Origin of the sequence: Laspinema olomoucense D3b, assembly GCF_025370785.1 — a bacterium.
Taxonomy (GTDB): Bacteria; Cyanobacteriota; Cyanobacteriia; order Cyanobacteriales; family Laspinemataceae; genus Laspinema; species Laspinema olomoucense.
In genome coordinates, this window is record NZ_JAMXFA010000005.1 from 119,664 (window position 1) to 140,260 (window position 20,597).

Here is a 20,597-nt window from a genome sequence, read left to right on the forward strand (position 1 = left end):
CATCCTTATTTTAATGGAGGAAGTTTCCTAAATTGTTGGCTATCCCACATAGCCAAAAGTTCTTCTTTATACAAAATTGCCCATTCTAATACCATCTTTTCAGCCCGATTCGGTAAATCTCCTTCAATAACTTGTAAAGATTCAATACCGACCAAAGCATTGTACTCGCTGTAAACTGCGTGAAAATGAGGAGGTGGGTGATCTCCAAAGAAAATTTTGATGATGATTTCGTAAAATCGGGTAACTTCTGGCATAAAGGTTTTCTCAAGGACGAGATAAAGATTGTTGTACCCAAATCAAAGGGTATCATGACATTCGAGCAGAACCCATTTTTGACCGATCGCCTTTCTCAGGGGTTCTGGAAACAGCGACTTTTCTCTCAGCAAGACAATCCTTCTCGACACCCGCAACTAGCGATCGCCCCAAATCCTACGGCCAATCCCTCACAATGGCAAAAACTGGCAAAAACTGCCATAATCGAGTCAGAAAGTTTATGAACTGACAGTGATGAAAAGTATTAACATTTCTTTACCTGACTCGATGCGAGCGTATGTGGAAGAGATTGTGGCAACGGAGGGATATAGCACCCTGAGCGAGTATTTCCGGGAGTTGGTACGGCAAGACCAAAAGCGCAAAGCCACCGAACGGCTGGAAACTCTGTTGTTGGAAGGTCTCGAATCCGGAACTGCAACGGCGATCGCACCGCAAGATTGGCAAGATATTCGCGCAGCAGTACGGGAGAGATTAGCCAAACGGTCTAACCCAACTCAGGAGTGATGAGCAACGTTAGTAAACGCCCGCAAGTCATCCGGGATTTAATAGATTTGGCTACCTACATCGCCGAAGATAGCTTGGATGCGTCCGATCGCTTTCTAGCGGCGGCAGAAAGTACCTTTCAGCAACTGGGAAAAATGCCCGGGATGGGAAAAATCTGCCAATTTTCTAATTCTCGTTTGGCAGATGTTCGGCAGCAAGCAATTAAAGGCTTTAAGAACTATTTGGTTTTTTACCGAGTTACCGATACTGGCGTGGAAATTATCCGGGTGATTCATGGTGCAAGGGATATTGAGGCTATTTTAGATGATGAAGAGCAGGAGGACTGAAGCTTTTGACAATATCCAAGGCTAAATTGGTTTCGGGGTTTTGAGAAATGCGATCGCCTTTTTCTAGACAGAGCGATCGCCTATTGTTCTACAGGCGATCGCCTCATTCACTTCTAATTCAAAGTTACTTCAAATCCCCGCTCCTCTCTCACTTATAATCCTAACTCCTGATAGCGAGCTTGAATCTGGGCGATGGTAAAGACGGCGCGAAACTTTAATCCCTCTTTTTGATACAATTCTGCTCCGCCTTGTTCGCGATCGACTAGGGAAATCACTTCCTCTACTTTGTACCCGGCGTCGCGCAAACGGTGAACCGCTTTCATGGCCGAGGCCCCAGTAGTGACCACATCTTCTAGGACCACAACCTGGGTCCCCGGACTCAGTTCGGGTCCCTCGATATAGGCTTGGGTGCCATGTCCCTTGGCTTCTTTGCGAACAATTAGGGCCGGAATCGGTCTGTTTTCGTAGGCCGAGACGACGCTAACAGCGGTTACAATCGGGTCAGCGCCCAAGGTTAACCCTGCCACGCCTAGGGTTTCTGGGGAGAGCATGGAGAATAGCACCTGACCCGTGAGGAGTGCACCGATGGGGTGTAGAGTGACTTGTTTGCCATTGATATAGTAGCGGCTGCTCTGGCCGGAGGATAGGGTAAAGTCCCCCTCGCGATAGGCTAACTGGCAGAGTAAGTCCAGAAGCTGTTGGCGTTGGTCGTTTAAATCGGTAGGGTGAACTGAGACCGATGTCTCATCCAATCCTTGAGTAATCTCGGTCATGGTTAATTGTAGTGACAGGAGGAAAATTTCAGCCGATAATTATCTTATCGTGGAAGTTGAGCTAATATCGAGCCAAAAGGTGAGGAGAAAATTTATGAGACTCCAGTTAAAAACCGCGATCGGGGTGTTGGCACTCCTAGGCGCGTCTGTGGTGGGGACGCCCGAGGCAGTCGCCCAAAGTCAACCGGGAAGCATTGCTGAACAATTTGAGCGGGCTTTCTTTCGTAGTTCTGATACGTTTTACCAGAATCGCTCAATTTTTGACCAAATCGGCACTTATCTGCTGCCGATGACTTACCCGGAACGGGATGCGGAACGGGATGCGGAACGGGTACACAAGCTCTATGAGTCGGTCCTGCAAGTCCAAACCTCTAGCGATCCGATTATTAGAACCCGGGATTTGACGAACCCGTTTAACGAGTCTTTGCAGACGATGCCCAGTTATACCCCAAGTGGGATCCCTTTTAATCCTCAAAATGAAATCCTGCCCCTGCGGTAAGTAAAAATTTGGGGCAGTTGATGTACTGCCCCGAGAAAGGGGGGAACTCGTGAAATTGACGTGAGTTGGGAATTTCTTCTGGGCGATCGCCCAGAAGAGGTGGGGTTCGTTTCTGATTCCCGTTATCTTGTTTAATCGGCAGTGCAGGAGTTGAACCTGCCTAAGGCGAATTAGTTGCCTGAACTTAGGAGTTACCTTCTAAGCTCGGCTGCCAAACCGGACTTACACCTTTCAATGTATCCGGCTTTAAGCTAGGTGGGGAGTTCCTTTGGGACTGGCCCCGCATCATGTTATGGATTTCATCGTGGCAGTGCAGGTGCACCAATGTTTTATTGGTCTTTTTATTATTTTCCCTGTTGCCGTCGATGTGATGGACCTCTATTGGGTCTTCTACATAAAACGGAAGCCCACAGTGTGAACATTTCCATTCTTGGCTTTTTAATCCCCTTTTTATGTCTTTTGGACATAAAGGGTGGCTCCCTCTGCGTTTTGCCCAGAACACCCAATCTCCGTCGTAGGGGCTTCTTGTCCCTTGTACTTTGATGTGCTGCTCATAGTCAAACTCGTATAGAGTTACCGCCAAGTGTAGATGATTACCTTCCTTCCATCCGAAATTCCAGGCTGAAGTTTTAGATTTATGAAAAATCTTGCTTGCAATGTAACCGTTTCCTCTTTGAGCGAACTTTTTCTGTCCCCAATTTAAGTAGACTGGGTACAAATCATGTTGCAGCTTTCTGAAGATTTCGCCTGAACTGTCGCCTGTTTTAAAGTAGTTTGCCCATCCTCTTACGAACCAGTTGTGCCTTTTTAGCATTTCTGCTGGGGGCATACTCTGTCCCGTTTTTAGTATGGTTTTTACCTGTTTGCGGAATTTTTCTATGGATTCTTCTGACGGTTGAACCCTTGTTCGCTGCATCAGGTTCTTTCCATGTGAGTTAGTTCCGCATTTATGTTTTCCTACCTCATAACTTCGGATGTTGAACCCTAGAAAATCGAATCCTGGTTTCTGACCTTCAACTTCTTTTATGGTGTGCGCTATTCGGGTTTTATTCTCATTGAGTTTTAACCCTATTGTTGCTAACCATTTTTCTGTTTCGGATTTGGCTTCCTGGATTACTTCTAGTTTTTCATGAAGGATTACGAAGTCGTCTGCGTACCTTATTGTTCTAGCTTCACTCCATTCTTTCATTTTCCCTTTTTCTTGCCCTTTGCGGGTGCGGAATGTCGGGAATTTGTCTGCTATGTGTGTCTCAAGCCCGTGGAGAGCTATGTTGGCTAGTAAGGGTGAAATGACGCCTCCTTGTGGGGTCCCTGATTCGGTTTTGTAAAATACGTCTCCTTTCATGATTCCAGATTTGAGCCATGCTCTTACCTGGTTTTCCATGATCGGAAAGGTATTTAACTTACCTATTAGCGCCTCATGGTCGATGTTATCAAAACAACCTTTAAGCTCAGCATCCAGTATGTATTTACTTTGACGTCTGACTTGCAGTTCGATTGCGATTATGGCATCGTGGCAGCTTCTTCCGGGCCTAAATCCGTATGAGTTAGGCTCGAATTTGGCTTCCCATTCAGGTTCTAGGGCTAATTTGGCTAGAGCCTGCTTCGCCCTGTCCTCTATGGTGGGAATACCTAAAGGTCGCGTCTCCTTCTGGCCCGGTTTGGGGATTTCTACCCTTAAAAGGGGAGTAGCCTTACCATCCAGGCTTAAGGTTTCTGCCAGTTTTAGGCGTTCTGATGGGTCAAGATTCTTGATTCCATCTACGCCTGCTGTGGCTTTTCCCTTGTTTTCCTGTGTTACTCTTCTGACTGCTAAGAGTCGGGCCGAGTAAGAGGTTATTAGGGTTTTCTGCAACCTTACCTTGAAGGCGGTGTTTCCATCTTTTGATGCTTCATAGATTCGAGTTTGTAGTTTCGCCACTTTCGTTTGGACTGTCGCCCAATCTATTTGTGACCATTCCGTTTTCACCTTGGACATAACTACTCATCTGGTCTACTTTTCCTAGCTACCTACCTTTCTGCATATCCCAGGCGTTACTCTGGGCTTTGGCTTTTTGTAGGTTCCTTCACCTGTCCTTCCGTTCCTTAGCTGGAACCCCTTGATTAGGGTCGGAGGAATTAGCAGGTTTCCCGCTTATCTCTCTTCACATCTTGACAACTTAGGGGCCTCCTTTAGCCGGGAGAGTGTTTTAGGGCCATCTCTGAGCTACTCACGGCTCAGTTTCCTTACTCTCTTGTTCTTTTGAACCCAGGGGGTGCATACCCTTACCCTGGTGCATCTGACCAGCTTTTATGCGGAGGTTCACTTTCGTTCCCCATATTGCCTCCCTCTCCCGTTCTTTCCCGGGGGTCTCCGGTACTAGGTGGGATTTATACCCTGGCTTGTTAATCCCTGAGTTTGCTAGTCTCAGGAACCGGGTATTGGAGTCTCCCGATGGACTGGGAGGAAGGATTTTCACCTTCATGTGTAGCAAGCGTCGCGTCGCACTGAGTTCGCTGCCTCATCCGCTCGGCCAACTGCCGTCTTTTTTTACTGATTGTAGCAGACTCATGGCAGAGTCGTGGGAAAATTTTGCGTTCAGAATGAATCCGAAAAGTCGGAATTCTGGAGCAAGCAACAGACTCTGACTGACGATTCTAACCCCTAGGGGTGTAACCTGTCTAGGGGGGAAGGGTAACGGGAGAAAAAATCAGTGGGAGGCAAGCGGGGAACGGATTGGCTCAGAACGTGATGGAATAAAAAAAATAGGGATTAAAATCGAGATGCCTGGGCTTGTCAAGGGCTGGTGTCATTTTCCCCCCGGGAAAGGCGAGGTACTCTTGAAGCTAGAACAATGAGTCGGTATTGCGGCGATCGCATAAGAGAAAGAAAAAGCATTATGAAAGTCAACCCCACTGTCATCCTCACGTTTTTGCTGTTATCCATGATGTTTGGCGCGGGTGCCTTGAGTGCCTCCCTGGGATTAGAGTTAGGCAAAGCTGCGCTCAAGGAAGTAACTCAGCCTGATGTTCGTCCGAATACCTCGGGAGAGTCCAAAACCCCGGCGACAGGTAAGGGCCAAGGGCTGAAGCTGTTGAAGGAAGACGAAGTAATCAAAACCGTCAAGGCGAGAATCTCGGGCAAACAAGTGGAACCGGAATCCGCTGAAACGAAAGCGGCAAAACCGGAAGCCAAGGAGTCTGAAGAAGCCAAAGCTGCCGAAGAACCGAAGAAAGACGAGCGGTTTCCCATCGCCACCAAGGACCAGGATGTCAGTTTGGAAGTCACCGGGGTGCGGCGAGAAGGGTCCTCGCTGGTGCTGGATGTTAGTTTAAAGAATGAGAGTTCGCGATCGGTACAGTTTCTTTACAGTTTCTTGAATGTGACTGATGATAAGGGCCGATCGCTCAGTGCCACAACGGAAGGATTGCCGGGAGATTTGTCCCCCAGCGAGGAGAGCTATTCGGGGACCGTCAGCATTCCCACAGCGTTGTTAGACAATGCACAGAAGCTGTCGTTAACCCTGACGGATTATCCGGATCAGGAGCTTGAGCTCAAAATGTCCGACATTCCGGTGCAATAAACGGGAGACTCATGTGCGGATACAGAGCAACTAACCAACCCTAGCATCGGGTTTAAGTTAGGGGGATGTTCTGGCATCGGGACCCCGAGTAATTTCTCGGAGTTCAAGTTCCGGTGCCAAGCGCTCAACGTTAAAATGGGTAATCCAAATGTTTCAAGATGAGTTGCAGTGGTGCGTTCTTTAAGCTATTTTTCTGCGGTGGGTGGAATGGTGACCCTGGGAGTCGTGGGATGGCACTCAAGCCGTGCGATCGCCAATGATGTAGCGGTGGTGGTCCCGGGGAGTTCCCTTCACACCGGGCAAGATATCGTACTGCGCTTGCTTGCGGTATTTGGACTGATCGCCATTAATGCTTTTTTCGTGACTACGGAATTTGCGATCGTTTCCGTACGGCGATCGCGGATTAATCATTTGGCCGATAATGGCGACCTTCAAGCCAAAATTGTCCAGCATCTCCATCGCAATATTGAGCGGCTGCTCTCAACGACTCAGTTAGGGATTACCCTCTCCAGTCTAGCCCTGGGCTGGATTGGGGAAAATACGATGGCGGTTTTAGTGGCCGAATGGATCGTCGGGTTGCCGATTAGGCCGGATATTGCACAGGTGATCGCTCATGGACTGGCAATCCCCCTCGCTTTTTTAATCGTGGCTTATTTGCAAATTGTCCTGGGGGAATTATGTCCCAAAACCTTGGCTTTGCTCTATTCTGAGCAACTGGCGCGACTCCTGGGTCCCCCGAGTTTGGCGATCGCCCGATTTTTTCACCCCTTTATCTGGATCTTAGACCGCTCCACCCGCTGGCTACTCAGTCTAGCGGGTATTCGCTTTAACGCTCAGGCTTGGTCTAATCGCATCACTCCCGAAGAATTACAGCTCATTATCGCCACAGAACGCGAATCCACAGGATTAGAAGCCGAGGAGCGAGAACTGCTCAATAATGTGTTTGAATTTGGGGAAGTCTGTGCTCGGGAAGTAATGGTGCCTCGGACGAGCATTCATGGGATCTCTTATGATGCCACCTTTCAAATGTTGCTCAATGAGGTGGTGACTACGGGTCACTCCCGCTATCCGGTGATCGGGGAATCCTTAGACGACGTTCGCGGCATCGTCTATTTTAAAGAATTGGCCGGACCTTTAGCTCAGGGACTCCTGACCCCAGATACTCCCCTAGTACCCTGGATTCGTCCGGCGCGGTTCGTTGCCGAATATACTCCTTTAAGCGAGTTGTTGCCGATCGTTCAGCGATCGCAACGACCGATGGTCATGGTCGTGGATGAATTTGGCGGGACTGCCGGTTTAGTGACCATTAGTGATTTAGTTGCTCAAATTATTGGCCAGGGCCCCGAACTCTCCGATTCTGAAGAGTTAACCATCCAAATGATCGATGAGCAAACTTGGATGGTCCAAGCTCAAATGAACTTGGAAGAAGTCAATGAATTGCTCAATTTTGATTTACCCCTCACGGACGAATACCAAACCCTGGGTGGTTTCCTCCTCTATCAGTTCCAAAAAATCCCAGCGGAGGGGGAAACCCTCCTCTACGATAATTTGGAATTTACGGTGGTCTCTACGGAAGGCCCTCGTTTGAACCAAATTCGGATTTATCGTCCAGAACTGACGAACTCTATCTCCTCTAACCTCGATTCGTTTGACTCCTTACCCCCAGATTTAGAGCTGAATACCCCTGAGCAGGAGTCTTCTTCGTCAGGAGCGGATTTCCATCTCCATGAGTCTGAGCAACAATCCTCCTCTGCATCCCGCGATTTCGATTTGGAGGAGGACGAATTGCTCCTGTCTTCTTCACAGAATTTCGATTTCTATGACGATGAGAATCAGGATGAGGATGAGGAGGCACTCCCCTCTTCCTCACCCGATTTAGATCTTGATGCTCATTAGAAGTCGTTTTTAAGCGCCTGATCCAATTCAAGATGTTATCTTTCTGAAAATCTTCTGCTCGGACAGAAATTTTCATTCCACCATTGCTGGCGTGGGAACTTCATCTAATAATCCATCTGAACCTTTTTTTGGTTTAGGCATTCGTTTAATGTAGTCTCGAATTACTTCTGACATTGAAAGTTCACGCCGTTCAGCTTCTGCTTTCAGGCGGTCTAATTCTTGAGTATTTAACCGAATCCGAAGCATATAATCTCTAGCCATGTCGTTCCTATCGTTGCTACAATAATTATAGGTTAACAATTAGGCTGAGAATATGACAACAAACCAGAGGAAGATGATAATTTAAAAAAAAGTTAGAGTGGAAAGAGTAGATTATGATTCTCCAGATAGAGGAAGCTCTGTCTCAGGGGTCCATAACCCTATAAAACTCTCCTTTTTGAGGTGGCTTTTCAGGCCAACCGATTCAAGCGGATAACCAAGCGGGCAGTGCATTTCAGAAAGGTGAGGGCTCGGACCAACCGGGTCTGGGCTTTCCTACCTAATTCAGGCTTTAGACTTTAATATTTTAGATCCTTTGACAAAGGCAACCCTCTATCTTAAGGAATGGTTTTCCTCTTTTGCCATTGCAGCAGATTGCCTAGCTCGGGCTATGTTTTTCCAGATTCCCTCGGGGGTTTGTCTCGTTCAACATTTTCAAGCGGTGGGAAGGAATACTATTTCTTCAAAGCGGCTTTTTTAAGCGGGAGATGAGTTCCCCTTGAAAATTGAAGTCAAAAACCCGGTTTCTGGGTGCTTTCTTTGTAGGGGTTGGATTGCTTTAAAGTCGAGTCGGGAGACTATCAGTACCGGATTCCGGATGAGTAGCTATGAGGGGGGGACCCCACCCTAACCCGGACCCAGAGCCAGGGGAGGGGACCATCAGGTGGTTTTTATACCCAATCCGGTTGTCAAGGCAGAGCGATCGCCTTTTAAAACCCCTCAATATTGGCCAGATTCAGGGTGAGTTTAGTTCACGAACCCTGTTGAAGGTAGGGAAGGGGATCCGTTAATCCTAATTCTGCAAATGCGGCTAATCTTAGGTGACAAGAGTCACAGACGCCACAAGGGCGATCGCCTCCGGCATAACAAGACCAGGTTTTTTCCCAGGGGACCCCTAAGCGATTCCCCAGTTGGATGATTTCGGTTTTTTTCAGCTCAATCAGCGGGGTGACAATCTCCGTTGTCTCCGATTCTCTTCCCTGTTTCGTCCCGAGTCGAAAGACATTCTGCATCGCTTGGATGTAGTCAAGACGGCAGTCGGGATAGCCCGAATAGTCGATCGCATTCACCCCAATGTAAACCCGACTGGCATTGGTGGCTTCGGCGTAGGCAAGAGCAAAGCTCAAAAAGATGGTATTTCGAGCAGGAACGTAGGTGATGGGAATACTCTGCCCCATTTCCTCCAAGGAGCGATCGCAGGGGAGTTCGATATTGTCGTCGGTGAGGGCGGACCCTCCCCACTGCCGCAAGTCAAAGGAGACAATTTGATGTTCGGCGACCCCAGCGGATTGGGCGATCGCCCTTGCCGCTTCCAGTTCGCGGCGATGCCGTTGTTGGTAATCAAAAGACATTGCATAACAGGTGCAGCCATCGGCTTTGGCTTGGTAGAGCACCGTGGAGGAGTCCAATCCTCCGGATAATAAAATAACTGCTTTCACGCTTTTTTCTAGGTTAGCCTTTTGTACTATTCTGGCAGGGAGTGGAATGCGATCGCTCCTGCACCTCCCTCCCGGTCCGAGGACCCCTCTCCTCCTTACCAAAGGCGGAGTGGACCCCACCCTAACCCTCCCCTGATTCTTGGAGAGGGGACCATCAGGTGCAGTTAATGTAATGACCCTGAACGGAAAACACCTACTCTTGTCAGCCCCAGTCCTCCCCCCGGTTGGACCGCCTGCAATAAATGTTTACATTTTTTTGGGTAATTCCCTTCATTTTAGTAACATTTTGTATCGTTTTGAAATGTTACTTTATGGATTTTCCTTTGCTGATTCGTTAAGCTAAAAACAAAGACGGAGCGGTAGAGGAAATTTTATGGCAACTAATCCGACGGTTACAAACAAACAACCGATGTGGCAAACCATTGTTTTATTAAGCCTGGGGTTTTGGCTGAGTGCCTGCCTTTTGCTGGATCTGGTCATTCTGCCGAGTATGTATGCCGCAGGAATGATGAAAGCAGCCGGGTTTGCTTCCGCCGGTTATCTGCTATTTGGGATGTTTAATCGGATTGAATTATTATGTGCCGCGTTAGTTTTGACGGGAATTCTCACGGTGGTTAAACGGCATCAATTTAACCCTAAGTGGACTATTCCTGCTATTATCCTATCCGTTATTCTGCTATTCGTCGTGTTGATTGATACCTATAGCTTGACTCCGCAGATGAGCGCTTTAGCGATGCAACTGAATGTATTTGAGCCGGTCCAAGGGATTCCCTCGGGCATGAATCAAATGCAGCAAGGGTATTGGCTGCTGGAACTGTTCAAGCTGGGCAGCAGTGGCATTTTGCTGAGTTGGATGTATCGCAATCAACAACAACACCTCGCTTCATAAGGGTTTTGGAATAGGAATTTTAAGTTAGCAAAAAGCCCCCAGGTATCTGGGGGCTTTTTGCGTATGCTGGGGTTGAGGCAAAACTTACGCCGATTTAATCGGGGTCTGAGAGGGCAATTGCGGGGGTTTCGGTTTCGGAGGAAGAGTCTTCTTCGTCCTCTTCTTGTTTGGCGAACAGCAGACGCAGGGCAATGATGGCAAAACCCAGGGCGGCGATCGCCTTGAGGAGATGAGCCGGAAGGAGGTGGGCTGCCCCTTCTCCGGCTAAAACGCCTAATAAACTCGCTAAAAGAAGTGCGCCAGCGGTTCCGAAAAATACTGATTTGGGGAATTTGGAGCTACCACCCAGGGCGATCGCCGCGACTTGGCTTTTGTCTCCTAATTCCGCTAAAAAGATGGTGATAAAACTTACGCCGAAAAGTTGCCAGTCCATTGTCTGCTATCCTGCTTGATGTTTAAAAGGGTCTGGAAAAAAGAAACGAGGAAAAGGGTGGGGCTTTTCTGAAGAGTTAATTTTAATGAAGAATATCCCACACCAGCATTGCAGAGACAAACAGCAGGACCACTGCCGCTGATTTTTCGAGAGTTCTAGGGGAGATGCGAGTGGCTAACCAGCGACCGAGGAGGACCCCTAATAAGCTGGTAGCTACCAATGCCGAACCGGCACCGGCAAAGACAATCCAGGGAGATTGGGATTCAGCGGTCATTAACAGGGTGGCGACTTGAGTTTTGTCCCCTAATTCAGCTAGGAAAATGGTGACGAAGGTGGAAACGAAAACACTCCAGCCTCCCTTACGGGTTTTAGGGGTTCGGGTTTTGGGTGCAGTCTGGAGTGAGGGGGTGGGGGGGAGTTCTAGGGAAGGGGGGAGGCTTAGAGCGCGTTCTAGGCAGGCTTCCGCATCGGAGGGGACGGGAGACAAGGGGGTAAGGGTCTCGGTCGCATCGCTGACAGAAGAAGTGTTTGCTGGCATGGAGGGTAACCGCTGTATTTTTTTCATTGTTCTTTCATTATTCCCGACTCTCCTCCCAAAAATCAACCGAAAGGTAGAGGAGAAGGTCCCTAGAGTCCTGGCCTCTACCCAGAGGAATAGGAGGGAGGAGATAGAAATCGGGCAAACAGAGAACGGGCTTAATCTAGGGGGGGCAGTTCCAGTAGGGAAACCCCAACGGCTTGATTAAACCGGAGCATTTCCAAGCTGCGATCGCCGTGAACCGCCTCGATTTGCTGCTGACAGCATTCGATGGCAAACTCGTCTAATTCCTCGGGTTCAATGCCGTACATTTCCTCAAATACATCGGGGAGAACCCGACAGAAACGGGGGCGATCGTCATAGATCGTACATTCCCGGTTAAGCTGATCCAGATGAATGCACCATCCATCGGGTCCAACCATACTCAGATATAAGGCCAACTCTTCCGGGGATAGATACTCGGCTAACTCCGGACGTTCCTCGGGATCCAGATGACAGCACGCTCCACACTGCTTGACACAACGCCAACTCGCCACGGTTAAACACCCCATATAAAACCCTCGTGCCTTTTCACAATAGCGCTTTTTACTCCCCGATCGCAGGGGAGTCTCCATCCCGGGGTCACAGAAAAACCCGGTCTAGGTTCATCTTTTTTCAGATTTTTGTAAACTTCCTTAAAAACATGAGCCATTCACTTGTAAGATTGTATGCGGATTTTGATTTACAGTGCGGCCAATCCCCTCTCCCATTGGGAGTAGGGTAAAGCGCTGTTGGTTTTAGATATCTACTCAGGACAGGCACCGTTGGGAGGAGAAATGGATTTTTTAAGTAATTTTGCAAGTAACCTCAATCTGGAAGTAATTCTTCAACTCACTTTCGTGGGATTGATCTTGATTGCGGGTCCAGTTGTGATCTTTTTGCTGGCATTTCGCGGCGGCGATATGTAACAAAATTGGCTCGAATCGCCGCTGCATGAACTTTGTAGCGCTTGCTGGTTCGGGCTTTTTTGTCACAATCCCAGCTTAGATAAGGGCGATCGCCAATGAAGTGGGGATTTTTGTGTCAAACCCTGCGCCTTGCAGTGTTTTGTCCTTGAGCTTCGGCGTCCCCTTGAGAGGTTCTCCCTCTGGAGTCCCGTCTAGGACCCTTGATTCCCAAGGCAGCGCCTAGAAACTCACCCCTGCACAAACATCCTGGGAGAATGGCTCCAGTAAGACTCCGGTGGAGTCTTGCTTTGTGCTCACTCCCAGGGCTTACTGTAGGGTTCTGGAAATCCTTGTTTGGGATAACAATTTCCCCAAGGGCGATCGCTCAATTGAGTTTTCAATCTATCCTCTAACCCAAGCCAGCAGACTCGGCTTGCTCATGCTCCAGCCCCCTCTACCCGGTGTTCACGGAAATAGCTCCAGAAATCCGGTTTGAACGGCTTAAAGGATGGGAAAACTATCAAGAGGAGATCTGGCTCAATAGCCCTGATTCTTCCATCAACTGCTTCAACCTCAAGTATGCCTCTTCTGCCGTCAGGGGTTCCGAGTCGCTCTCAGTGGGTAAAAAAAATTGACGCTGTTGACCCTGATAGCGAACCATAAAACCAGAAATCACCCCCAGCGAAACAGTGGTTTCTGCCAGTTCTTCTACTGCATCGGATAAGCTATCTTGTTCAGCAAACCATTTTTGGCTCATATTCGCCTTCTTTTGCTACAATCGCTCTTGACGGACACAGGGGACTGTAAAAACTGGTCATTCTGTGCATTTTCTTTTGTTGACTTAACACCAGTGGGAAAGCGGCCCCTTTCATCTGGTCCCCTCTCCAAATGACTACTTTGAGAATTCCCGAATTTACGACAATTGGATCAACCCTTACACTTCATTTTACCCCGAATTAGAACCTTAATTCTGAATCAAACTGTTCCGCAAGCGCAGCGATCGGCCTTTTGCTTTCACAGTTTCGGGGAGTTCTATCAGCGGATGGTGACCCTTACCGGAACCTCTTTGTGATAAGTGCAAAGAGGTTTGGTTTCACAACCCGAAACAGACTTCATAAGTTGATCTGGGGTTTGATAGAACATTAGCCAAGTGAGTCCAGTGCAAGACTGTCTCACTCCGATGGGAATCTTGATGATTCATTAAGAAGTAGTCTGCTGGAGGCAATTCATCAATTTCCTGGACCCTCGGGGACTGGATGAGCTAGAAGTTGAAGCCAACATGGGTTGAGACTCACTCTAGGATTAAATTTATCCGGACTACCCTGTTTTTTAGATTAACGGCTTTTGGATCCTAATATTTCTATCTGGAGACAGGACTGAATGTAACGCACTAAAGTAGTGACTGATACGCCGGAGTTTTTCGCGATCGGTCTGATTTGTGTTAAAGTCGTAAACCTGGATTACCCGAGTTCATGAATAATTGTGCCTGTTTGGGAGCCTGAAAAATCAATTGATTAATTAGACTTGAACTCGGGGCTTAATTATATACTTTTATTTATCTTGAAAAGACGGTCGGCTAGTGTTAAAGATATAATTATAATAATAAATTTATATCAGCCTTTTAACAGCATTATTCCACTTTTAGGATTATCAATTAGATAATCTTTGCCTTCATCGAAACTATAACCGAGAGAAAGTTTGACCCCGGTTTTTGGGGCAGTAGTCTTAATTTTAAAGAAAAGATGGCCCGTTCGTTCGAGGCGCTTGGTCAATCAGCGCTGAGACCTACTGCCGGACTGAATCCCCAACAAAACTGGCCCCAAATTCAAAACAGAATGGCCCTATTTTCTTAGACTAAAGAGGGAACCCTCCGTTCTGGGCGATCGCTCAACTGCCACCGAGCCGATCGCCAGCCTGAACCCCCAGGACAACTGTCCCCGACCCAAAACAGCATAGTCCGGTTGTCCAGGGAAAAGAATGGCTCTCTTGATTTGGCCCGAAACTCATAGAAATCGCTACCGGGTTCAGCTTCATCTTCTAAAACTAGCGGCTGTCCCTCAGAATTTGGGGTGGCAACGGGTGCTGAGTTAAGCTGTTTGGGACGCAGAAGCGGAACTGAATAATTAAAAAAGGTAATATCGGACACTCTTTAAATTTACAATTAGTTGCTTAGGTACTATCTCAACGGCAATCGCTCTAATTGCCATCTGTCAATCGGAGTAATCTAGTTAAATTTATTATAGGTCGGCAGTAATAGTTACTACAGCGCAGCCGGTAAAACAGGAATAGAAATTTCACAATTTGATAAAATAGCTCTTGGGATAGATGGCGGCCCTATTAGTTATTAGATACTTTTAGAATAGTCAACTTTAATACAGAATTTATGCTCACTTTATCCCATGCCCTAAAACAGGTATTCCACTGCCCGGAAGAATCAAATTTTTACGCGCACTGCTTGGAAAGTTTAGTGTTAAATGCCAGCGATAATTCTCAACTTATCGTAGAGTTGGGTTCAGGAGAGGGAAGTCCAGTTATTAAGTCTTTGCTAAGAACGGATTTTGACGGGAAGATACAGGGATTTGAGCTAAATAAAGTAGCGTGGAAAATTGCTCAGTCTCAAATTAAGGAATATGAACTGAGCGACCGATACACGGTCAACAATTGCTCTTTTTTTGATTCGCCTTTATACGAGTCGGCGGATTGTGTCATCTCAAATCCGCCTTACTTGCCAGCGGTGGATGATAAGATTTACCAGCCACTGTTGCACGGTGGGAGTGATGGTTGTAAAATTGCTAAAAAACTTTTATCTCTCGGCTGCGACGAAGTTTTGCTGATGGTTTCTAGCTATTCTAATCCGGTGGGTTTGATCGATTATGCTTGGGATCGAGGCTACTCGGTGGCGAATTTTGAGATTACACCTTTAAATTTTGGCTATTATAGCTCGGAACCCAAGGTGAAAAGAGCGATCGCCACTCTGCGAGAACAGGGAATGGCTTTTTATTCGGAAAATATCTATCTGCTGGCTGGAGTTTTGTTTAAGAAGCAGCAAAAAGCGCAAAGAGATTTGTCGAACGAGCTAATTAAGTTAATGACAGCATTTTAAGTTATATCCTAGGGTGGGTCACAGACTGACGCACCCTAGGATATAGCTGTTAAGTGTGTTCTGTGGCTTGGATCGATCGCACTACAGCAGCCGCAGCCCGATCGCCGATCGACTTCTCCTGATCGTACCCCAACACCAGCTCCCACGCCTCCTGCGGGTATCTATCAACCAGCGGGATCGCCACTTCATCCAACATCCAGCGACCGTGACGCTCATCTTCTTTGATGTGCAGTTCCCAATAACCCATCGCAGCCTGGGAGAGGCCCAGACGCTGGGCGGCGGCTAGATAATTGCGGTAAGCCACAGGCCCCGCCACCTCAAAATAAGTGAGTCCGCCGTTGTAGCGCAGAAAATGGCGCTTGCGTTCCGTAAGCAGGAAGTTGTGATTAATGCCTGCGAGCACTTCCCAAGGCACTAAATCAAAGTACGCTTCCGGTTCCGTACTCATATCGAATTCAGCCAGCATTTGAGCAAAAAAGGTCGAGTGCTTGCGGGGTAGGCGACCGCCGCCGTATTCTTCCATCAGCACTCGGGTAAGGGTGCACTGAATTTCGTTGCCAGCGCCGCCGAGGATGCGAGAAAGGCGGCTGGCTTCAACTAAACCGTCGAAAGAGGCGATCGCCAGCAGGTGTCTGTATCCGGCTGCGGTCATCTGTTCGCGCAAATAGCGATCGCTCGGGTTCAAAGGAGGATCGACATCGGCGGCGGCGCGATCGCTCAGCGCTTGCTTGACCGACGGCAATTTTTGCAGCGCTGCAACGTCGATTTGCGCGATTTCCCACTGCTGCCAAGGTTCCTCAATGCGATCGCGCACAGAACGCAAATAGTGCGATCGTTCGTTGTTGTAGCGGCGTAAATCGTCGTACCAAAACAAGTTGAGGCGGTTGATGCGGTAAAGCACGCGCTGCAAGAAGCGGTGAGCCGCCTCCTCGCCCGGTTCCTGTTGGTAAGCGCCTTCAATTGCATAGGCGATCGCGCTTTCAAAATCGCTGACAACTGACGGTTTTGTCGTCACCGTCTTGTCTAAATCCTCGACTTCTAGCAAATCGACAAATTGCCGCTCGGCTGCTTCATAATTGGGGACTACGGATTGCTTTTTAGAAAGACTCGGCGATTGTAAAAAAGGAAGTATCTCTATCGTGTTTGGCATGGAATCAAGTTATGCTAACTCTAATTATTGTGCTGCCTACCCAAACAGCCAACCATTCCAGATTGCTGAGGATTATGGCTAATTCATTTCACCATACCCAACCAGTCAGCCGCATACACCCTTCCATTGATAGAGATTTGATCGCTACCGTCTCATACCAGGGCTATTTGATTCTAATGGAGGATTCGATATAATGACCGAGTAATAAAAGCGAGGAGTCGCAGCCAGATGTCCCAGGGAGCTATTGTTGAAGCATTTGCGGCTCTGGACGATTGCCGTCGTCCAGCGGGAATGCGCCATCAACAAAGCCTCTGTCTCGCCTTATTTACCCGGGCCGTTGCGGCAGGAAATCGGGGTTTTATAGCGATTGGAGATTGCTTAAAAGCCTACCCTGATGAACTTTGGGAATTGTTCAAACCTGAGAAAAAACCCTTACCCTCCTACAGTACGCTCAGACGAACGTTATTACGAATTGCTCAACAACGCTACTCAGCCTGTTTATCCGTTTTTTTTGAATTGACCCAATAGAGAGCGAAACCATTGCAGTGGAGGGCAAAGTTTTACCAGGGTCTTATGAAGCGATTAATGACAACTTGCATTTGCTAAAATTAATGATATAGCGGTTGGGGCAGCTCATGAACTCCGAAATATCCCCCTAAATCCCCCTTGACAAGGGGGACTTTGACCCTTATAGCGGACCTCAATCGCTTGAGAAACGCTATAAATAAATTAATTTTAAAAATTTCTATGAACCGCGCTGAATTTTGTTTCCATGCGGAACTGAACGACTTTCTACCCCGGGAAAGCAAAAAGGTGACCCTGACGCATCAGTTCAATAACCATCCCTCGATTAAAGATTCCATAGAATCGTTTGGGATTCCACATCCGGAAGTTGAGACGATCGCAGTTAATGGCAAAGCGGTGGATTTTTCTTATCCGGTGCAAGATGGCGATCGCTGCGATATTTACCCGATTTCCCAATCTGTGGAACTTTCGCCTCGGGTGAGTTTGCGTCCCCAACCAGAACCGCGTTTTGTGTTGGATATCCACCTGGGAAAACTGGCGGGATTTTTGCGAATGTTGGGGTTTGATACCCTCTATCGCAACGACTATCCCGATGAAGAGTTAGCGCGGGTTTCCAGTACGGAAAATCGGATTTTGCTGACGCGGGATATCGGTTTGCTCAAGCGGGGAATTGTCACTCAGGGTTATTGGGTGCGCTCTACTAATCCTCATGAGCGTCTTGAAGAAGTTTTGCGCCGGTTTCAGTTGTTGGATGCCATCACGCCGTTTAGTCGCTGCATTCACTGCAATGGGTTATTGGAAACCGTGACTAAAAACAGCATTTTAGAGCGCTTGGAACCGAGAACACGAGAAAATTATGAGGAATTTCGACGCTGTAATTCTTGCGATAAAATCTACTGGAAAGGTTCCCATTATGAAAAGATGCAGGAATTCATTCAGGGGGTGATACGGAATCCGGTTGTCAAACATCTATGAAAACCCACAGCGTCCAGCCCGGAGGCTACACGGACAAAGCCCGCCTGCGCGGGCTAAGAAAAAAAACGACTTTTGATACCCGGATTTGGTATGAGGGGGGATATGTGACTTGAATGAATCAACAAAAAAAGTAAGGTTAGCAGGGCCAACCTTACTCTTAATCTCGGGTAAATGGACAGTTTATTTAACTAAAACCCCGGGTTCTTTTTGTCGGGGGACAATCTCTAAAATATCGGTTTGGGAACAGTATTTTAGATCTTCATGACAGTTGAGGCGGAGCAGGCGTTGACCGTGACTGGCGTGATGCATTAACCCTAACAAATCGTCTTGCCAGTGACGATAGAGGGCTAAGGCAGCGATCGCCTCGTCATTTCCAGCGAGTTCCTTGGGTGAGAGACTGCTACTGGCGAGTAACCCATCAACGATCGCCCCGGCACAGACGCTATCTTCTAGGGAATAGCTACCTTCCCAACCGGAACTGACAATCCAAACAGTTTCTGGATTGGTTTCTAGCAGATAGTTCACCACCGCTTGGCGATTAATTAACGCCGCTGCGAGTACGGAGGGGGCTGCTTCAATTCGTTGCAGCGCCCGGGTGCCGTTGGTGGTACTGATGAACAAACGACAGTCCTTGACTCGTTCAGGGGTGCAATCTAAGGGGGAGTTTCCCAAGTCGCATCCTTCAACTTTGGCCCCCCCGCGTTCTCCTGCACGCAGGCGTTTTTCAGCGGGCCAATCTTCGCTCAGTTGCATGAGCTGATCCATATCACTAAACACTTGCACAGCTTCCGCACCGGCATGGAGTACCGTGGCGATCGTGCTGGTGGCGCGTAAAACGTCAACAGCGATCGCGCAATCGGGCACGCTATCGGTGGGGGTCAGTTCGGGAGTGTGGTAGACAAAGAGCTTCACTGCTTGAAAACACCTGCTTGTTAAACTGCCGAGTTCTTATTTTATGGGTTTGGGGGGTATTCTTGATAAATATTCTTAAAAATTGAAGTTAAGGGCGATTTCACCCCGGTGGATATCCCTGATATATCTCCCCCCCTGGGGATTGGGGCATAGTTGCCCCACCCCTTCCCATCGTGACTCTGCTGGAACGGAGTATTTTTCAGAAAAAGTCTGCCGAGTCTGTGCGGATGTCCCCTCAAAACACCATCATCGATAAATGTTGGGGATGTTCAATCATTTCTTGCGCCAATAAAAATGCAGAGATCGTCCAGGTTTGATATTTTCGGGCTTCTTTCCCGATGAGTCTGGCGGTTGTCCCGTCATAATATTCCGGCCACTCATCTTTCTGTAAGCGTTTTGCGGCAATTTGAATCGCTTTGCGGGCAATCTCTGGTTTTTCCGTATGCAGGGCCGCTGCGGTTAACATCCACAGCAAGACGGGCCAATTTCCCCCATTATGATAGGACCAAGCGCGATTTTTGGGGTCGCATCCGGTCATCATTTCCCAATCCCGTCCTTCTAAAGCGGGAAAACAAATTTTCATGGGCATTTGTCCCACTAGATTTTCCCATCGCTTTTCAATCAGGGTCATGATTTCTAGGGATTGTTCTGGGGTAGTTAAGCCGGATAAAATTGCCATTAAATTACCCAGGGCAAAAAACCGGCAATCGAGTTGAGAGGGTCCGAGGTTTCCGGCGAGATATCCTCCGCCTTCGGGCAACCAGCGACTCAGGCGATCGTAGGGAATTGAGTCGGAGTAAATATTAAATTGATTAAGGGCGGTTTCTCCATATTCTTCCCCTTTGTAGCGGTAAATGGCATTGACGCGATCGAGGTCAAGCCAATAATGTTGGCGCAAATGAATTTTGAGCGATTCTAATCGTTTCTCAACCGCTTGATTAATGTAGGAATTCTCTACATTGTTGAGCAGGAGTTCTTGGGCCGATCGCAAAGCATAGTAAAATAAAGATTGAATTTCCAACGGATGACCGTTAATGCCCATCCGGCGGTCAATCATGCAAGCACCATCAGGAACTAAGAGGGTGGGGTACATATCGAAGCGAGCCACCAAACACAATTCCATAATTAACCGGATGCCTTTTTGAAAATCCGGTTGATGGGCGATCGACAATTCGCCCGTGGTTTTGATATAATTCCGCAAGACGAAAATCCACCACAAACAAGAATCAACCGGCGTGACTCGCCCGATCGCATGGTTGCCAAAGTCGGCAAGTAAATATTCTTCATGTTTGCCGTGGACTACTTTGAAACTAGCGGGCATTAATCCTCGACCCGCTTCCAGAAAATCTAGTTGTCTTTCTTTGATTTGTAACTTTAAGGTTTGGACCAGAAAATTGCGGACAATTTCTGTCTTGCCTCTCATTAAAAAGACCAGTGCACAGGAGACAAAATCCCGGATAAAACACTGATCGTAATTGAGTGCTTCAGCACTGGGATCTGAAGCTGCAACGGTGCCGACGGGATGACCGTTATAATAAATAATCGATTTTTCAAGAACCTGCCATGCTTCATCGAGGATAGTGCTGTCCGTACCCATTAATTCCCTGAGTGTCCT

At 47.9% G+C, this 20,597-nt stretch carries 24 protein-coding genes; 11 read left to right on the forward strand and 13 right to left on the reverse strand.

Going from position 1 to position 20,597, the window contains the following annotated elements:
• Window positions 1-5: 5 nt before the first annotated feature.
• Window positions 6-254: a DUF4160 domain-containing protein gene (locus tag NG792_RS05040; RefSeq protein WP_261234752.1), complete on the reverse strand. Its 249-nt coding sequence runs from the start codon at window positions 252-254 to the stop codon at window positions 6-8.
• Between the two features lie 54 nt (window positions 255-308).
• Between NG792_RS05040 and NG792_RS05045 the strand changes: the two genes are divergently transcribed.
• The 3 genes from NG792_RS05045 to NG792_RS05055 are packed head-to-tail and all read left to right on the forward strand — an operon-like array spanning window position 309 to window position 1,103.
• Window positions 309-497: a hypothetical protein gene (locus NG792_RS05045; protein ID WP_261234753.1), complete on the forward strand. Its 189-nt coding sequence runs from the start codon at window positions 309-311 to the stop codon at window positions 495-497.
• A gap of 10 nt (window positions 498-507) precedes the next feature.
• The gene (locus tag NG792_RS05050) at window positions 508-777 is read left to right on the forward strand and encodes a ribbon-helix-helix domain-containing protein (protein ID WP_261234754.1); all 270 of its coding nucleotides are present in this window, start codon (window positions 508-510) and stop codon (window positions 775-777) included.
• Window positions 777-1,103, forward strand: coding sequence for a type II toxin-antitoxin system RelE/ParE family toxin (locus tag NG792_RS05055; RefSeq protein ID WP_261234755.1), 327 nt, complete (start codon window positions 777-779; stop codon window positions 1,101-1,103). Before NG792_RS05050 ends, NG792_RS05055 begins: the two co-directional genes overlap by 1 nt.
• Window positions 1,104-1,255: 152 nt before the next feature.
• On the opposite strand, the gene pyrE is transcribed toward NG792_RS05055, so the two are convergent.
• Entirely contained in the window at window positions 1,256-1,876 is a 621-nt protein-coding gene (pyrE, locus tag NG792_RS05060) for an orotate phosphoribosyltransferase (protein ID WP_261197395.1), read from the reverse strand.
• A gap of 94 nt (window positions 1,877-1,970) precedes the next feature.
• Between pyrE and NG792_RS05065 the strand changes: the two genes are divergently transcribed.
• Window positions 1,971-2,375 carry a hypothetical protein gene (locus NG792_RS05065; RefSeq protein ID WP_261197396.1) on the forward strand — a complete coding sequence of 135 codons (405 nt, stop codon included), beginning with the start codon at window positions 1,971-1,973 and terminating at the stop codon, window positions 2,373-2,375.
• Window positions 2,376-2,559: 184 nt separating this feature from the next.
• Here NG792_RS05065 and ltrA read toward each other — a convergent pair whose 3' ends face one another.
• Window positions 2,560-4,353 carry a group II intron reverse transcriptase/maturase gene (gene ltrA / locus NG792_RS05070; RefSeq protein WP_261234756.1) on the reverse strand — a complete coding sequence of 598 codons (1,794 nt, stop codon included), beginning with the start codon at window positions 4,351-4,353 and terminating at the stop codon, window positions 2,560-2,562.
• 856 nt (window positions 4,354-5,209) lie between these two features.
• On the opposite strand from ltrA, the gene NG792_RS05075 reads away from it, so the two are divergent.
• Both NG792_RS05075 and NG792_RS05080 read left to right on the forward strand, forming a co-directional pair.
• Complete coding sequence (locus NG792_RS05075; RefSeq protein ID WP_317619493.1) at window positions 5,210-5,938, forward strand: hypothetical protein; 729 nt, start codon at window positions 5,210-5,212, stop codon at window positions 5,936-5,938.
• A 168-nt stretch (window positions 5,939-6,106) separates the two neighbouring features.
• Entirely contained in the window at window positions 6,107-7,834 is a 1,728-nt protein-coding gene (locus NG792_RS05080) for a hemolysin family protein (protein ID WP_261234757.1), read from the forward strand.
• A 72-nt stretch (window positions 7,835-7,906) separates the two neighbouring features.
• On the opposite strand, the gene NG792_RS05085 is transcribed toward NG792_RS05080, so the two are convergent.
• A complete protein-coding gene (locus NG792_RS05085) occupies window positions 7,907-8,095 on the reverse strand; it encodes a ribbon-helix-helix protein, CopG family (RefSeq protein ID WP_261197399.1) in 189 nt (62 codons plus the stop codon).
• A gap of 749 nt (window positions 8,096-8,844) precedes the next feature.
• Window positions 8,845-9,561 (reverse strand): 7-cyano-7-deazaguanine synthase QueC, encoded by a 717-nt coding sequence (queC, locus tag NG792_RS05090; protein ID WP_261234807.1) that lies wholly within the window; start codon window positions 9,559-9,561, stop codon window positions 8,845-8,847.
• A gap of 343 nt (window positions 9,562-9,904) precedes the next feature.
• On the opposite strand from queC, the gene NG792_RS05095 reads away from it, so the two are divergent.
• Window positions 9,905-10,420: a DUF4149 domain-containing protein gene (locus NG792_RS05095; RefSeq protein WP_261234758.1), complete on the forward strand. Its 516-nt coding sequence runs from the start codon at window positions 9,905-9,907 to the stop codon at window positions 10,418-10,420.
• A gap of 94 nt (window positions 10,421-10,514) precedes the next feature.
• On the opposite strand, the gene NG792_RS05100 is transcribed toward NG792_RS05095, so the two are convergent.
• From NG792_RS05100 to NG792_RS05110, 3 genes are all read right to left on the reverse strand, one after another.
• Window positions 10,515-10,853 carry a TMEM165/GDT1 family protein gene (locus tag NG792_RS05100; RefSeq protein WP_261197401.1) on the reverse strand — a complete coding sequence of 113 codons (339 nt, stop codon included), beginning with the start codon at window positions 10,851-10,853 and terminating at the stop codon, window positions 10,515-10,517.
• A gap of 82 nt (window positions 10,854-10,935) precedes the next feature.
• Window positions 10,936-11,418 (reverse strand): TMEM165/GDT1 family protein, encoded by a 483-nt coding sequence (locus NG792_RS05105; protein ID WP_261234759.1) that lies wholly within the window; start codon window positions 11,416-11,418, stop codon window positions 10,936-10,938.
• 131 nt (window positions 11,419-11,549) lie between these two features.
• Window positions 11,550-11,927 (reverse strand): YkgJ family cysteine cluster protein, encoded by a 378-nt coding sequence (locus NG792_RS05110; protein WP_044196983.1) that lies wholly within the window; start codon window positions 11,925-11,927, stop codon window positions 11,550-11,552.
• A 234-nt stretch (window positions 11,928-12,161) separates the two neighbouring features.
• On the opposite strand from NG792_RS05110, the gene psb30 reads away from it, so the two are divergent.
• Window positions 12,162-12,338, forward strand: coding sequence for a photosystem II reaction center protein Ycf12/Psb30 (gene psb30 / locus NG792_RS05115; protein WP_435387564.1), 177 nt, complete (start codon window positions 12,162-12,164; stop codon window positions 12,336-12,338).
• Between the two features lie 499 nt (window positions 12,339-12,837).
• On the opposite strand, the gene NG792_RS05120 is transcribed toward psb30, so the two are convergent.
• Together NG792_RS05120 and NG792_RS05125 are read right to left on the reverse strand one after the other, a co-directional pair.
• Window positions 12,838-13,074, reverse strand: coding sequence for a hypothetical protein (locus tag NG792_RS05120; RefSeq protein ID WP_261197403.1), 237 nt, complete (start codon window positions 13,072-13,074; stop codon window positions 12,838-12,840).
• A 1,092-nt stretch (window positions 13,075-14,166) separates the two neighbouring features.
• Window positions 14,167-14,463 carry a hypothetical protein gene (locus NG792_RS05125; protein ID WP_261234760.1) on the reverse strand — a complete coding sequence of 99 codons (297 nt, stop codon included), beginning with the start codon at window positions 14,461-14,463 and terminating at the stop codon, window positions 14,167-14,169.
• Window positions 14,464-14,700: 237 nt separating this feature from the next.
• Here NG792_RS05125 and NG792_RS05130 point away from each other — a divergent pair, with 237 nt between their 5' ends.
• Window positions 14,701-15,420: a class I SAM-dependent methyltransferase gene (locus NG792_RS05130; RefSeq protein ID WP_261234761.1), complete on the forward strand. Its 720-nt coding sequence runs from the start codon at window positions 14,701-14,703 to the stop codon at window positions 15,418-15,420.
• A 49-nt stretch (window positions 15,421-15,469) separates the two neighbouring features.
• Here the strand turns inward: NG792_RS05130 and NG792_RS05135 are convergent, their stop codons facing one another.
• Window positions 15,470-16,570: an iron-containing redox enzyme family protein gene (locus NG792_RS05135; RefSeq protein ID WP_261197406.1), complete on the reverse strand. Its 1,101-nt coding sequence runs from the start codon at window positions 16,568-16,570 to the stop codon at window positions 15,470-15,472.
• Window positions 16,571-16,798: 228 nt separating this feature from the next.
• Between NG792_RS05135 and NG792_RS05140 the strand changes: the two genes are divergently transcribed.
• Window positions 16,799-17,098, forward strand: coding sequence for a transposase family protein (locus NG792_RS05140; RefSeq protein ID WP_261197407.1), 300 nt, complete (start codon window positions 16,799-16,801; stop codon window positions 17,096-17,098).
• A gap of 219 nt (window positions 17,099-17,317) precedes the next feature.
• Entirely contained in the window at window positions 17,318-18,070 is a 753-nt protein-coding gene (locus tag NG792_RS05145) for a Mut7-C ubiquitin/RNAse domain-containing protein (protein WP_261197408.1), read from the forward strand.
• Window positions 18,071-18,250: 180 nt separating this feature from the next.
• Here the strand turns inward: NG792_RS05145 and NG792_RS05150 are convergent, their stop codons facing one another.
• Entirely contained in the window at window positions 18,251-18,982 is a 732-nt protein-coding gene (locus tag NG792_RS05150; protein ID WP_261197409.1) for a 2-phosphosulfolactate phosphatase family protein, read from the reverse strand.
• A gap of 235 nt (window positions 18,983-19,217) precedes the next feature.
• The gene (locus tag NG792_RS05155; protein ID WP_261197410.1) at window positions 19,218-20,579 is read right to left on the reverse strand and encodes a glycoside hydrolase 100 family protein; all 1,362 of its coding nucleotides are present in this window, start codon (window positions 20,577-20,579) and stop codon (window positions 19,218-19,220) included.
• Window positions 20,580-20,597 lie beyond the last annotated feature (18 nt).